Source organism: Pseudomonas sp. Sample_24, assembly GCF_004307605.1.
GTDB lineage: Bacteria > Pseudomonadota > Gammaproteobacteria > Pseudomonadales > Pseudomonadaceae > Aquipseudomonas.
Map to the genome: position 1 here is coordinate 1 of NZ_RCNW01000117.1, position 12,344 is coordinate 12,344.

The following is a 12,344-nucleotide window of genomic DNA, read 5'->3' on the forward strand; positions in this document are numbered from 1 at the left end:
GAGGGACGCGGAGCGTCCCGGGCTACATTCCCACGCGGAGCGTGGGAACGATCAAGAAAATAACGATCGAGGTTTACCTTCATGCAGCGCCTTACCACCGCTGCATCGCTCACCTGGCTCCTCGGTTAAGGTGAAGTTTGGCGCCCTCGGGCGCCTTTTTTTGTTTGGGATCAGGCAGTGCCCAGAGGCCATTCGGCCAGTGCCCGATAGCGGCCCTTGTGGGATTCGAACAGGATGAAGCGTTCGGCGCGCAGGAAAAATTCCGGCGCCGTGACGGCCTCGGGCAGGGGTGCGCGAAAGTCGCGGGCCAAGGTCAGGTGCGGGCGAAATTCCCGGGGGGCGTCTTCCAGGCCAAAGGGCAACAAGGCCTGTTCCAGGTCATACACCAGGCGCAACAATGCCGGCGGTGGCTGTTCCGGCGCCAGTACCAGCGCCCCTGCCCTGCGCCAGACATCCAATCGGTCGAGCACCACCGTCAGTCGCGCGCCCGATGTGCGCACAGATGCGGCTGCCTCACAGATATCAGCGATTCGCGCGTTATCGATCGAACCGAGAAATTTCAGGGTCAGGTGAAAGTTCTCCGCCGGCACCGGGCGTCCACTCCTCAATTGCAATGCGCCACGCCATTGGGCGATGGCCTTGCGTTGTGCCGGCGCGCAGTCCAAGGCAAAGAACAGCCGTTTGAACGGCTCACGGGATTCGTCATTCATGCAGGGGGATCTCTGGCTGGCTCACTTGAGTCTACAACCGACGGGCTGTTTCTGGCGCATGACGGCATGCACGTTATAGTTCATGCAAGCGAACCATCAGGAGGCGGCCATGCGTCAGATCCTCAGCAAAGAACCATGGTGGGCCGCTCCACCCAAGCCCGGGCAGGACGAATTCGAGCTGGAATGGGGCTGGCTGGTGCATTACAGCGAAGGCGAACCGCGTTTCGAGTTCATTCGTGAACGGCCGACGGACGATGAAATCCGCGGGCGCAAGAGTTGCAGGATCACCCCGGCGGCAGAGTGATCCTGCGTTACGCTGTCAGGCTTCAAGCAGCTGTTCAAATCCACCGTAAATCATTCTTTGACCATCGAACGGCATCGGATTGACGTCCGGTTTCATGCGCGGGTCTTGCATCATTTTGTCCATGCCGGCATTGCGGGTGTCCTTGTCCGGCCAGACGATCCAGCCGAATGCCACGGTTTCGCCTTCCTTGAGTTTCACCGCCATCGGAAAAGAGGTGACGGTGCCTTGCGGCACGTCTTCGCCCCAGCATTCGACCACACTCAAGGCGCCATTTTCCTTGAAAACCGCCGCAGCGATTTCGGCGTGTTTTTTGTATTGCTCGCGATTGGCGGTAGGCACCGCCGCGACAAAACCATCGATGTAAGACATGAGTCATCTCCTTGCTTCATGGGTTGATCTGCTGGTTAGTCGATTCGGTCGGACTCCAATCGACAGTTCCCACGCTGACACCGACCGGCGGTTGCGCACTTTGCGCCAGATTGCCTTCGATCTGCCCCGCCATGTACAACGTTCCGGCCATCACGCCACTGGTCGGGCTTTGCACCATCTTCGTCCAGGCCTTGTCGAAGGTGTTACCCAGACTGCTGCGAATCAGCGCCTCGCTGTCCGGCCGGTCGCTGGCCTGGATCAACGCACGTATCCCCGCGACACCGACGGTAATCAAGCCACCGGCGAGTTTTCCCGCCGCCGCCGCCACGGCACTGGCCGCACCGCGAGGGGCCATTTCCGCCTCGATTCGCTGACTGGCACGCTTGGCAACCGGCGCCATGGCGGTGTCGGTCGAATCGACGCCTTTCTCGCCACCGGCCTTGTGTACCTTGTCGATGAGCGCGGCATAGGCCGGCAGCGAGTTCAACGTCTCGGCGTGAACGATCTGATACAGCGAAGCATCCCGGGCCGATGGCGGCCCGAGGGCTATCGCCGGGACCTTCTGGATCCGGCCATTGAGTTGAGCCATCGGCACGCCGTGGCGCTGGGAGATTTTCTGCAACTCTTCCCTGAGGATGTCGACGTAAAACGCCGACGCCAGACTGAGAATCGCATCCGGATCAATCTCCACCGCCACTGGAGCCAGTACCTTTTCCTGGTATTTCTCCAGCAAGTAAGCGGCCAGGCGCTTTTCCGAGGTGTCCCGCTCGCCCTTGGCGCTGATGGTGTACCAACTGACCTTCATCGACAGCCATTCCTGGGTCCAATAGCTGCTGAACCAGGGGATGAAGTTTTCTTCGGTCAACTGATAGACCCGCGTGCGCCAGTAATCCATGGCGCCACGGGCGTAGATTTTGGTTTGTTCGGTGGCGGATTGCGATGCGCTGACGATTTCCTGATCGACTTGTTGCCAGGTACTTGGCGAGATCATGACCTGCGGCACTTCCACCGGCGCACGCGGAGCTGTGGCGCATCCCGCCAACAGCAGCAGCATGACGACGATCAGCGAGCGCCGATTCAAGATCGCGGTTCCCTAAAGTCTGCGCCAAACCAAATGCCCGACGCTCAAAAACCCTTGATTTGAGTATAGGTGGCAGTCCTTGCCCGCTGGTTGTTGATGTTGTTCTGAATGCCTTCATCGACAGCAGTTGGCTCCTGCAAGGGACTACTGTGGCAGCCAGCCTGCTGGCGAAGCCCGACCATCACTGCCATCGATACTCACCATCGCCACGAATGCCTTCCGCTCCAAAACCGTCAGCGTAGGATCAGTTTCAACCCCACACGAAACCCTGTAGCGGAGGTTCGAATCATGCTGATCCATCTCCTGACCTGTCTGGCCCTGACGGCCTCCACGTTGAGCGTATTCGCCTGGTTCGTTCTCTCCGAGGAGCGCACGTCATGATCAACGAAGTCACCCTGGCCGTGAGCTTCCCGGTGTTCGGCAACAACTACTACTCGCAGCAATTCGAGTCCCGTAAGGTGTTGACACTGATGTTCGACGAAAAATTCGAAGACTTGCTGATTCCAGCTGCCGGCAATCATTTCAACAACGAAGTGGTGGGGCTCAACGATCAGTTCCGCTTTCTCAACGATATGTTGGCCGAGCATTTGCTGGCGACCGAAGTCGCCGCTAACGCCCGTCGCCATCAATACTTTTGAGCAATTGTCCCAGCCCCTCGGCGAAACCGGTCGGCGGGGCCATGGCAAACCGCTTGAGCAGTCGGCTGTTGTCGGCGCGCGAATGCTTGATGTCACCGCTGCGCGGCTTGTCGTAGTTCAACGTCAGTGGCCGCCCGAGCAATTCGCCTAGCATCGACGCCAGATCATTAACGCTGGTGGAACGGTTGAACCCGACATTGACTGGGTCACTGCCGGGTTGAACATCACCGACAGCCTGTACGAGGATCTTGACCAGGTCGTCTACGTAAACGAAATCCCGTGTTTGCTCCCCATCGCCGTAAACGGTGATCGGGAGTTTTTTTTGCGCCCGCTCGCTGAAAATACTGATCACGCCGGAGTAAGGCGACGAAGGGTCCTGGCGCGGACCATAGACATTGAAAAATCGCAGAATGACCGGCTCAAGATGATGTTGACGACGATAGAAATCCAGAAAGTGTTCGCTGGCCAGTTTGTCGGCGGCATAGGGGGTCAGCGGTTCTTTCGCAGTGTCCTCGGTGATCGCGGTGCCTTCGCCATTATTGCCATAGATCGCCGCACTGGAGGCAAAAACCACCCTCTTTACCCCTTCCTGGCGCATCGCCTCACAAATGTTCAAGGTGCCGACAAAATTACTTTGATGGGTCGCAACCGGGTCGTCTACCGATGCTTGCACTGAAGCTACCGCGGCCAGATGCACCACCGCGCTGCAATCTTTCATCGCCCTCGCCACTGTCGGCCCGTCGGCGACGTCCCCCACTACCAGGGTCAAATGGCAGCGATCAATCGGCAGGTTAGATAATTTGCCCGTGGATAGATCATCCAGAACACGCACGCCATAGCCTTTTTCAAGCAGCGCTTCGACCAGGTGCGAGCCAATGAAGCCGGCCCCTCCCGTCACAAGAATTCGCTCAGTCATGACTTATTCTCTCTCTTGCTCGGTGGCGGAGGGACGAACCATGGCGATGAAATCGCCTATTTCATCGATGAATTCACGGCCGTCAGTGAGCATTTTTTTCCAGTCAGTGGGAAAGCGCACATTCAATGGCAATTGATCGATTCGCCAGCGTGGCGATAGAGGTCGATCAAACCGCGCGGCAACCTGCAGGCCCATTTCGCTGGCGGCAAACGGCCCGCGCAACACCGTCGGCGTACGTCCGGCGCTGTCAACCGCCTGAACCACGTGGGCGGTCAACCACTCGCCGTCCGGCATGCGTACACGCAACGGCTGACCAATGGCGGCGTAGCTGATGTTCAGTGGCTCCAGATAAATCCACAGCAGCGGATCTTCCAATTGCTCGATGCGCATCAGCAAGGTGCCGGCGCCGACGTTTTCCCCAGGGTTGACCAAAACTTCTGCCACCCGTCCGCTCTGCGCGGCCGCGACCGGCAGCGCGGCAAGCCGCGTCTGCAACCATGCTTGCTCGGCACTGCGCTGTGCCTTATCTCGCTCATCACTCAAGGGCGATTGACTGGCTTGTTGCTCGCGTCGTTCAAACGCCAGCAGATCGGCCCTGAAACTGTCGAGTTCGGACTGGGCGGACAACACCTCTCCCCGGGAAACCGCGCCGCGTACCACGAGCTCTTCAAGCACCTTCACGCGGTCTTCCGCGCGGGCGATACGGGTCCTGAGCAATTGACGTTCGCGGCCACCCAGCTTGGCATTGCTCAAGCGCATCGTATCGGCCGGTATGGCCGCAAGTTGCGCCAGCCGCGCACGCCATTCGGGGTTGTCGAGGTTAACCAGCGGCTGGTCGATCCGCACCTGCTCCCCCGCCTTGACGAACAATTGCTCGACCCGCCCGGCATCCCGCGCTCGGACCTCAAGAATCGGCAGGCGCAATTGCGCCGGCGCGTCGATCATCCACATCCCGTAAACCAGCTTGCCACCCAGCCAGATCAAGGGGCTCGCCACCAATAACAGAATCAGGTACCAGCGCACCCGGAACGCCATGCGTTTGCCCGGTGCGTAAAGCACCGTCAAGCCTTGTTCCTGAGTAGGGCTCAATTCTTTGCGACTATCGAAACGAATCTTCATGACGGCTCACCGTTTTGGAAAGTCTCGCCAGGCTTGCCAGTCAATTCCGGCAATCCCTTGAGGTTGCAGTTGCTCGCGCCAGACACTGGCCTGGTGTTGCAACTGTTCAGTCGATGCACCGGCCCAGGATTCGGTGGAATCCAGTTGCGGCTCCGTACTTTGCGCCAGGCGAAATTGCAGATCGGGCCAGCGTTTGGCGATAGCCTCTGCTCGTTGCGCACTGTTTTTCGGGTTGCGGGTGTAGATCATCAGGCTGACCTGGCGCACACCCGCTTCGGGAAGCCCACAGGGCACACAGGTTTCTCCGGGTTTCGCGTCGCCAAACCAGCGGGGGTGGCTGGAAATTTCCACCGGCCAAGGGCTTTCGCGGGCCGCCAGGCGCAAAGTGTCGAGCCAGTCTTTCAAACGCTGGTCAGGCACCGGTACGCCCAACTGCTCGACCTCCAGGTCGAGATGCAGGCTGGTGAAGGAAAGGCCGTCGAGTTTTGCCAGTAATTCGCTGAGCTGATGACGCCCCTCAGGCTTTATCCATTCCGGATCGCCAAGCAACACGCTGATCTGCATCCCTGCTCCGGTCGCTTGCTGCAGTAATTGCTCCAGTTGTTCACGCGTGGTGCCAAGGTCCTTGATCTGGGCGGCCTTGAGGCCCAGGTAAATCTTGTCCATACCGGCCTTGCGCAATGCCGCAAGTTCAGCCCCCCGATGCTCGGGATCGAGCAAGGCTTCGCTGTCCCAGACGTAACTGGCCTGGGACCACTGCGAAGGTGCAGCGTGCACCACTTGCGGCGCAATCAGCAGCGTCATGGCGAGCAGAATCGATCGCATATCAAAACCTCGTGGCCCGTTTAAGTACCCACCACGGCGCCATCGAGCTTTCTTCGTGTCCGCGACGAAACATTTCATTGAGCATTGCCACGGCGCTCCAACAGCGCAGTATCAGCATGAACAGCGGAAAGACCGGCACCAGCACCCCCAAGGTCATGTCCTTGCGGGGCCGGTCCGAGACCATCACCAACATGGCCAGGAACAATATCGAGGTGATCATCAGGTACAACAGGTAAACCATCACGAACAGAATCAGCAACGTCTTGCCCGGCAGAACGAACAACGCGACCAGGGTGTAGGTGAGGATCAGGAAAGGCAGCACCAGCTGGAAAAAGAACCCCGTGAGCAGAATCATCAGGAAGGTGCGCCAGCCCAGCAGCTTGGGGTCGATGTTGTGGTTGTGCTTTCTGATATAGAGAAAGTACAGGTCGCCGTCCCAGCGCAGGCGCTGCATCAGAAACTCGCGAAGGGTCTTGGGTGCATCGGTGTGGCCGATTGCTTCAGGCTCGAACGGGATTCTCAGGTTGTGGCGCTTGAAGTAGCTCTTGATCCGCAACGTCAGGTCCAGGTCTTCGGCGGTATGCGTGTTCCAGCCACCGATTTTCACCAGGAAGCTGCGGCGAAACGCACCGAAGGCCCCCGAGACGTTGTTGACCAGATTCCATTCCGACAAACCGATTTTCGACATGTGGATGGACAACAGGTACTCCAGCGCCTGCATCGCGGTCACCCATGATGACCAGACGTTGCGCACCCGCAGGCTACCGGCAACCGCCGGCACCGAAGGGTCCTCGAAGTGCCGCACGATGGAGCTGACCATGTTGTTGTCAAAGGACGTATCGCCATCGAGGGCCATGACAATGTCCCCGCTGGCCAGTGACAGGCCGGCGTTCAATGAAGATACCCGTCCGCCCCGCTGCCATTTGGCGATAGGTCGCAAATGGCGCCTGGGGTACAGATACGCATCGACCTTGAAACCGCGTACGGCGCTGAGCGTCGCTTGATTGACCGTGGCGCCGTCGACCACCGGAATCATCTCGATATGGCCGGGGTAGGTCTGTTCGCACAGGCTCAACAGTGTGGTTTGTACATCAAGGCCTTCGCTGTAGCAGGTAATGATGCAAGAGACCCGGGGTCGATAGACACTGGTCTTGGGCACGCGCGTGCGCCGACGAGTGAACCAGCGCAGCACACCGAGCATCACCATGACCATCAACGGCAATTCGAACATCAAAAACAGGGGGAACAGCATGTAAAACAATCGGCTCAGCCCGTCCGCTCCCATCAAGGCACTGAGCAGGCTGTAAAGTTGCTCCATGAATGGGCTCATCTCGCATCACCCAATTCGCCGGCCAGTCGGGCCAGCAGCAGTTCACCATCTTCCTGATCGAGGAGCTCCTTGGGTGCGGTGATGCTGACCAACCGTAAGGACACGTCACTGATTTCCGGCGCGGAAAACAGCTCGGCGACCCGGCCGAGACGCTGCTTGACCGATTCCAGCCCCTTTTCGTCAGTATTGGGCAACATGATCCAGAAAAACTCTTCGGTGCTTCGAGAGCAGCGATCCGTTTCCCTGACCGACTCCTGCAGACGATCGGCGACACTGTCGATGAACGCATGGCCACGCTGTTCACCCAGACGCGTCAACGTGCCGGCCAGGTTGACAAAACGCAGGCCGATCAAGGAAAAAGCCGGGTTCGAATAGCGGCGAACGATCTGGATCTGCCAGTTCAGCAGATCAAAGAAGTCCTTGCCGCCCAGCAGGTTGAGCCTGCCAAAGTGCCGAGACGAACGCTCGCTGAATTCCTGCCGGCAACGAAACCGCCCCGCTTCGGCCAAGCGAAAATCCCGGACTTCTCGCACCCGCAGTTTGTCGGGCGTGTGCGACAACCCGCAATCCAGGCAACGCGCTTGCACTTCGGCATCGACAAAAAACGCCTGGCACGAGCGGCAGCGGTAGTTCTCCATCGGACGGTCGTAATCGCTACCGATGTGACGCAAGCGGTTCAGACAATTGGGGCACAACAGCACGCCATCCTTGAGAAATGATTCCTGAGGCCCGACATGCCCGCAGGTAAAGCAATGCAATGACGGTTGCCGTGATATGTCCATGGCATGACATTCGGCACAGACGTCGATGTAATTGAGCCGCCCCGAACCGCAGTCCGAGCACAACCGGACGCGGTCGATCAGTACGCCCTCCTCCAGCCATTCCTGCTGCACCATCAAACCGAGCCAGACAAACGGGTTGATCGGTTCGTTATCCGCCAGGGCATCCAGCAACGGATAACGGTAATGCTGAGGCACCTGTGGGTCTCGCAGGGCGTACACCTGGGCGTTGTCACGCAGCCACAGCCAGGTCAACACCCGACTTTCGAAACGCTCCTGCCCCGATCCCTGCTTGAAAAGCCGGAAGCGCTCCAGCCAGTTCGCCCAAAGCGTTTTTATTTCGCTGGACTCAACCGGGCACGCTCCGTCACCCAGGGCTTCACACCAGGCATCCTGGTCGCGACAACAGTAGATGAGCGTGTAGCGATAGGGCTCGGTCGAGCGCAGTTTGCGAAGAACTTTTGCTGCGTAGGCGGCGGGCATGTCCAACAGGACGACATCAAATGCGACTGCAGCCAACAGACTGCCGAGATCGGTAAAGTGCTCAAGCTCGGGAAGGTTCAATCCGGGAGCTCTATTACCGAGTATCGCAATCCGCGGGTTTTGAGTGGGCATGACGCACGTCCTCTTCAGAAAAGCCAGCGGGGTGAACGGAGGGTACCAACACTAGCATCGCATTAGAAAAGCGTGTGCTTTTATTGTGAAGTTATTTTTTTATCTTGTTTGCGCAACGAACCTTCCGAGATCGCATAATGTTTTTAAATATCCGATAATATGCATAGCCAGCACACCAACAAGTTTATTTATTATATTAATCAAAGGCTTGCGATCACATCAAAACATTAATCCATCCACCTCATGACTACTGGTTAATTGCCACCAACTAATAGCATCACGCCACCTAACGTATTTGCAATCAACTTTCATTCACAAAAAAAAACGGATCCAAATAACAATTGTTGGCAATACCTCACAATGACCGACAAGTTCAGGATCATTTATAACGTACCGCCAACTTTTTATTGCCTGAATATTCCGAGTCGCATAACTGTTACATACCTGAAACAGTGATTGTTTCAAGAACGTACACATGAAACTTTATTGTGTGCAAACCTCCCGAAGGCATCCACGTAACCACTGATGCACGGGGTCGGCGTCCTGTCGGGGGTGCCAGAACATGGCGACGGAAAAGTGCGCAAGGGAAAGCGGCAGCGCAAAGCTGTACATCCCGACTCGCGCCGCGCTGGTGTGTCGCTCCGGCACGCTTGCGATCAGATCCGAAGATCGCGCCAATGCCAATGCCGTCGAGAATCCGGCCACGATAGTCACGGTGCGTCGCTGCAATGCCAGGAGGTGCAGTGCTTCATCGATCGGGCCGTTTTCGAGACCGCGGCGGGACACGCTGATGTGTTGACCCGCTGCGTAGCGCTCGGGGGTGATGGAGCCTTTGCTCAATGGGTGCCCCTCACGTACCACCCCGATGAATCGGTCGCGGAACAAGCCTTGGGTCAACAGCTCCGGGCTGGCGGTTTTACCCACCACGCCGGTTTCCAGGTCGACCGTGCCGTTGCGCAGTGAAGTGCTGTCCTTGTCGGGTTTACTGACGAAGCACAAACGTATGCCCGGTGCCTGTTCGGTGACTCGGGCGATCAGCGCGGCGCCGAAGTTTTCGACGAAGCCTTCGCTGGTGCGCAAGCTGAAGGTGCGCTCCAGACAGCTCAGGTCCGGTTGCTCGGCCGGGCGTAGCACCGCTTCTGCCTGCTGCACCAATTCCCTGACATGCTCGCGCAGTGCCAGCGCCCGCGGCGTTGGCACCAGACCGCGCCCGGCCCGAACCAGCAGCGGATCGCCCATGGTTTCGCGCAGACGCGCCAGCGCCCGACTCATCGCCGACGGACTCAGGCGCAGGCGCTTGGCGGCCCGAGCGACGCTGCCTTCGCTGAGCAGGACATCGAGGGTAAGCAGCAAGTTGAAGTCGGAACCGGACATGATCGCACCGTAACTGAGTGAAGTGGCGTCAGACGCACGTATTAAGTGCAAGCCGTGCGTCTTCCGCCATGTTAGGCGCGAACGTAGATTGGCGGTAGCTCCAATCGGGAGCCGCCACAAAGAGATACGGCATGGAAACTACATCAGTCGGCCTACCCGCTCTGTCGGTCAAATGGGCACTGCTCAGCCTGTCATCATCAATGCTGCTGTCTTCCTTGGGCACCAGCATCGCCAACGTGGGTTTGCCGACGTTAGCCGAGGTATTCACAGCATCCTTTCAACAAGTGCAATGGATCGTTCTCGCCTATCTGCTGGCGATTACCACGCTGATCGTCAGCGTCGGGCGCTTGGGTGACCTCATCGGACGGCGTCGTTTGCTGCTAGGCGGAATTGGCGTGTTCACGCTTGCGTCAGCCCTGTGCGGCCTGGCGCCAGGTCTTGAATGGCTGATTGGCGCGCGAGCGCTGCAAGGGCTTGGCGCGGCGATCATGATGGCACTGACATTGGCTTGTGTCAGCGAGACCGTCGGCAAAGAAAAGACCGGTAGCGCCATGGGCCTGCTGGGAACGATGTCAGCCATCGGCACGGCGCTGGGGCCGTCGCTGGGTGGTCTGTTGATCGGCAGTTTCGGCTGGCGGGCGATTTTTCTGATCACCGTCCCTCTGGGCTTGCTGACTTTGCTGCTTGCCCTGCGCTACTTGCCTGAGGATCGGCCATCGGCCAGACCCGCGACTTTCGATCCGCTGGGCACTTTGGTACTGGCCTTGACCCTCGGCGCCTACGCGCTGGCCATGACCCTTGGTCGCGGTCATTTCGGCATGCTCAATCTTGCCCTGCTGCTGGCGGCATGCCTGGGGGTCGGTTTGTTCGCATGGGTCCAAGCGCGCGTTGCTGCGCCGCTGGTGCAAGTGGCGATGTTCCGCGACGCACAATTGAGTGGCAGCCTGATCATGAGCCTGTTGGTGACAACGGTTCTGATGAGCACCTTGGTGGTGGGGCCATTCTATCTGTCGCAGTCGCTCGGGTTGAGCGCTGTCGGGGTCGGGCTGGTGTTGTCGGTGGGGCCGTTGGTTGCCGCGTTGACGGGCGTTCCCGCCGGATACATTGCCGACCGCTTCGGTGCTCGGCGCATGACACTCGTCGGACTGATCGCCGTTGCCCTCGGTTGTTTCCTGTTATCGATACTGCCGAGCAGCCTGGGTATGGGGGGCTACATGGCGCCGCTGGTGGTGATCACGCTGGGCTACGCGGTGTTCCAGACCGCCAACAACACGATGGTCATGGCCGAGGTCCAGGCAGATCAACGGGGCGTGGTGTCCGGCCTGCTCAACCTGTCGCGGAATCTGGGGCTGATCACCGGGGCTTCGGTGATGGGTGCGGTATTCGCCATGGCCTCGGCAACGGTCGACATCACCACTGCGCAGCCAGAGGCGATTGCCAGGGGCCTGCGTGTGACCTTTACTGTCGCGCTGGGCCTGATTGGCCTGGCGGGCCTGATCGCAGCGGGCAGCTGCACGCTGATCACAAAGCGTGATCAGCGTTGAACAACGCCTTGACGTTTATTTTTCCAGTTTCAACAACGGCGTGTCTTTCTTGACGATGTAGGTCGCCAGTTCCGAAGCCTTGTCCTTGCCGACGTTCTTCGCGACATGGGCGGCGCCGGCGGGAATGTACAGTGAGTCACCGGCCTTGAGCGTGACGTTAGGCTGACCTTCGATTTCGTATTCGAATGTCCCTGCAATGACGTGGGCGACTTCGACTCCGGGATGCGAGTGTTTTGGCGAGACCACGCCCGGTTCGAAGTCGACGAGCACCTGGATCACTTCTCGCCCTTCTACATCCAGGTCGTGACGCACCAGATCGGTACGCTTGATGCCTGTCTGCCAGCTCTTGGCAGGGGCCTGGCCGGCGTCGGCGGTTGCCTTGTTTTCCTGGGCCTGAGACAGACCGCTGAACGCGGTGAGTGCTGCGGCGACAATAGCGGCGCCGAGCAGGCTGGCGGCGTTGGTTTTGTTATTTCGGGACATCGCAATTCTCCAATGAGCGCGGGATGAAAAATGCGCGGGGTGCCGTTGTGAGGCTGCTCCATTAGGCGACTTGCGTGTATCGCTGGCGTGTCACGCAGTGCGGTTTTTGTATGCGCAAGTAATGGTTGGCGATGGAGATACGTTCAGATACATGCGTCGCGTCCTTTGCGAAAATATTGTCCAAGGGGTTGATACCTTTTTCGCGACCGTTCGGTGTGTTGGGAAAGTTTCCTTTTTCCTTTGCTTGCGCAGGCATT

General features: G+C 58.6%; 14 protein-coding genes. 3 read left to right on the forward strand and 11 right to left on the reverse strand.

Going from position 1 to position 12,344, the window contains the following annotated elements; translation table 11 throughout:
* Positions 1–170: 170 nt before the first annotated feature.
* Complete coding sequence (thpR, locus tag D8V06_RS05755) at positions 171–710, reverse strand: RNA 2',3'-cyclic phosphodiesterase (RefSeq protein ID WP_130930592.1); 540 nt, start codon at positions 708–710, stop codon at positions 171–173.
* A 109-nt stretch (positions 711–819) separates the two neighbouring features.
* Here thpR and D8V06_RS05760 point away from each other — a divergent pair, with 109 nt between their 5' ends.
* On the forward strand, positions 820–1,014 hold the full coding sequence (locus tag D8V06_RS05760) for a hypothetical protein (protein WP_056853446.1): 195 nt from the start codon (positions 820–822) through the stop codon (positions 1,012–1,014).
* 15 nt (positions 1,015–1,029) lie between these two features.
* Here D8V06_RS05760 and D8V06_RS05765 read toward each other — a convergent pair whose 3' ends face one another.
* From D8V06_RS05765 to D8V06_RS30335, 3 genes are read right to left on the reverse strand one after another with little or no spacing between them, the layout of a single operon-like run.
* Complete coding sequence (locus D8V06_RS05765) at positions 1,030–1,383, reverse strand: DUF1428 domain-containing protein (RefSeq protein ID WP_056853445.1); 354 nt, start codon at positions 1,381–1,383, stop codon at positions 1,030–1,032.
* 16 nt (positions 1,384–1,399) lie between these two features.
* Complete coding sequence (locus tag D8V06_RS05770) at positions 1,400–2,464, reverse strand: hypothetical protein (RefSeq protein ID WP_130908354.1); 1,065 nt, start codon at positions 2,462–2,464, stop codon at positions 1,400–1,402.
* A gap of 44 nt (positions 2,465–2,508) precedes the next feature.
* Positions 2,509–2,655, reverse strand: coding sequence for a hypothetical protein (locus tag D8V06_RS30335; protein ID WP_177434382.1), 147 nt, complete (start codon positions 2,653–2,655; stop codon positions 2,509–2,511).
* 186 nt (positions 2,656–2,841) lie between these two features.
* Between D8V06_RS30335 and D8V06_RS05775 the strand changes: the two genes are divergently transcribed.
* Positions 2,842–3,102, forward strand: coding sequence for a hypothetical protein (locus D8V06_RS05775; RefSeq protein ID WP_130930593.1), 261 nt, complete (start codon positions 2,842–2,844; stop codon positions 3,100–3,102).
* Here the strand turns inward: D8V06_RS05775 and D8V06_RS05780 are convergent.
* The 6 genes from D8V06_RS05780 to D8V06_RS05805 all read right to left on the reverse strand — a co-directional run bounded on the left by D8V06_RS05780 (position 3,074) and on the right by D8V06_RS05805 (position 10,060).
* Positions 3,074–4,018: an NAD-dependent epimerase/dehydratase family protein gene (locus D8V06_RS05780; protein WP_130930594.1), complete on the reverse strand. Its 945-nt coding sequence runs from the start codon at positions 4,016–4,018 to the stop codon at positions 3,074–3,076. The two genes, D8V06_RS05775 and D8V06_RS05780, sit on opposite strands and share 29 nt — an antisense overlap.
* A 3-nt stretch (positions 4,019–4,021) precedes the next feature.
* Positions 4,022–5,137 carry a biotin/lipoyl-binding protein gene (locus D8V06_RS05785; RefSeq protein WP_056853441.1) on the reverse strand — a complete coding sequence of 372 codons (1,116 nt, stop codon included), beginning with the start codon at positions 5,135–5,137 and terminating at the stop codon, positions 4,022–4,024.
* Between the two features lie 6 nt (positions 5,138–5,143).
* Positions 5,144–5,962, reverse strand: a complete 819-nt coding sequence (locus D8V06_RS05790; RefSeq protein WP_130930595.1) for a hypothetical protein — start codon at positions 5,960–5,962, stop codon at positions 5,144–5,146.
* 1 nt (position 5,963) lies between these two features.
* The gene (locus tag D8V06_RS05795) at positions 5,964–7,280 is read right to left on the reverse strand and encodes a glycosyltransferase (RefSeq protein WP_236708421.1); all 1,317 of its coding nucleotides are present in this window, start codon (positions 7,278–7,280) and stop codon (positions 5,964–5,966) included.
* Positions 7,281–7,288: 8 nt separating this feature from the next.
* Complete coding sequence (locus D8V06_RS05800; RefSeq protein ID WP_130904333.1) at positions 7,289–8,686, reverse strand: diguanylate cyclase; 1,398 nt, start codon at positions 8,684–8,686, stop codon at positions 7,289–7,291.
* A gap of 483 nt (positions 8,687–9,169) precedes the next feature.
* On the reverse strand, positions 9,170–10,060 hold the full coding sequence (locus D8V06_RS05805; RefSeq protein WP_130930596.1) for a LysR family transcriptional regulator: 891 nt from the start codon (positions 10,058–10,060) through the stop codon (positions 9,170–9,172).
* 131 nt (positions 10,061–10,191) lie between these two features.
* On the opposite strand from D8V06_RS05805, the gene D8V06_RS05810 reads away from it, so the two are divergent.
* Positions 10,192–11,604, forward strand: a complete 1,413-nt coding sequence (locus D8V06_RS05810) for an MFS transporter (protein ID WP_130930597.1) — start codon at positions 10,192–10,194, stop codon at positions 11,602–11,604.
* A 15-nt stretch (positions 11,605–11,619) separates the two neighbouring features.
* On the opposite strand, the gene D8V06_RS05815 is transcribed toward D8V06_RS05810, so the two are convergent.
* Positions 11,620–12,087: a cupin domain-containing protein gene (locus D8V06_RS05815; protein WP_056853435.1), complete on the reverse strand. Its 468-nt coding sequence runs from the start codon at positions 12,085–12,087 to the stop codon at positions 11,620–11,622.
* Positions 12,088–12,344: the final 257 nt, after the last annotated feature.

Coding starts and splice junctions, on each gene's coding strand:
- thpR (WP_130930592.1), bottom strand. CDS start 710: ATGAATGACGAATCCCGTGAGCCGTTCAAACGGCTGTTCTTTGCCTTG.
- D8V06_RS05760 (WP_056853446.1), top strand. CDS start 820: ATGCGTCAGATCCTCAGCAAAGAACCATGGTGGGCCGCTCCACCCAAG.
- D8V06_RS05765 (WP_056853445.1), bottom strand. CDS start 1,383: ATGTCTTACATCGATGGTTTTGTCGCGGCGGTGCCTACCGCCAATCGC.
- D8V06_RS30335 (WP_177434382.1), bottom strand. CDS start 2,655: ATGGCAGTGATGGTCGGGCTTCGCCAGCAGGCTGGCTGCCACAGTAGT.
- D8V06_RS05775 (WP_130930593.1), top strand. CDS start 2,842: ATGATCAACGAAGTCACCCTGGCCGTGAGCTTCCCGGTGTTCGGCAAC.
- D8V06_RS05780 (WP_130930594.1), bottom strand. CDS start 4,018: ATGACTGAGCGAATTCTTGTGACGGGAGGGGCCGGCTTCATTGGCTCG.
- D8V06_RS05785 (WP_056853441.1), bottom strand. CDS start 5,137: ATGAAGATTCGTTTCGATAGTCGCAAAGAATTGAGCCCTACTCAGGAA.
- D8V06_RS05790 (WP_130930595.1), bottom strand. CDS start 5,962: ATGCGATCGATTCTGCTCGCCATGACGCTGCTGATTGCGCCGCAAGTG.
- D8V06_RS05795 (WP_236708421.1), bottom strand. CDS start 7,280: ATGGAGCAACTTTACAGCCTGCTCAGTGCCTTGATGGGAGCGGACGGG.
- D8V06_RS05800 (WP_130904333.1), bottom strand. CDS start 8,686: ATGCCCACTCAAAACCCGCGGATTGCGATACTCGGTAATAGAGCTCCC.
- D8V06_RS05805 (WP_130930596.1), bottom strand. CDS start 10,060: ATGTCCGGTTCCGACTTCAACTTGCTGCTTACCCTCGATGTCCTGCTC.
- D8V06_RS05810 (WP_130930597.1), top strand. CDS start 10,192: ATGGAAACTACATCAGTCGGCCTACCCGCTCTGTCGGTCAAATGGGCA.
- D8V06_RS05815 (WP_056853435.1), bottom strand. CDS start 12,087: ATGTCCCGAAATAACAAAACCAACGCCGCCAGCCTGCTCGGCGCCGCT.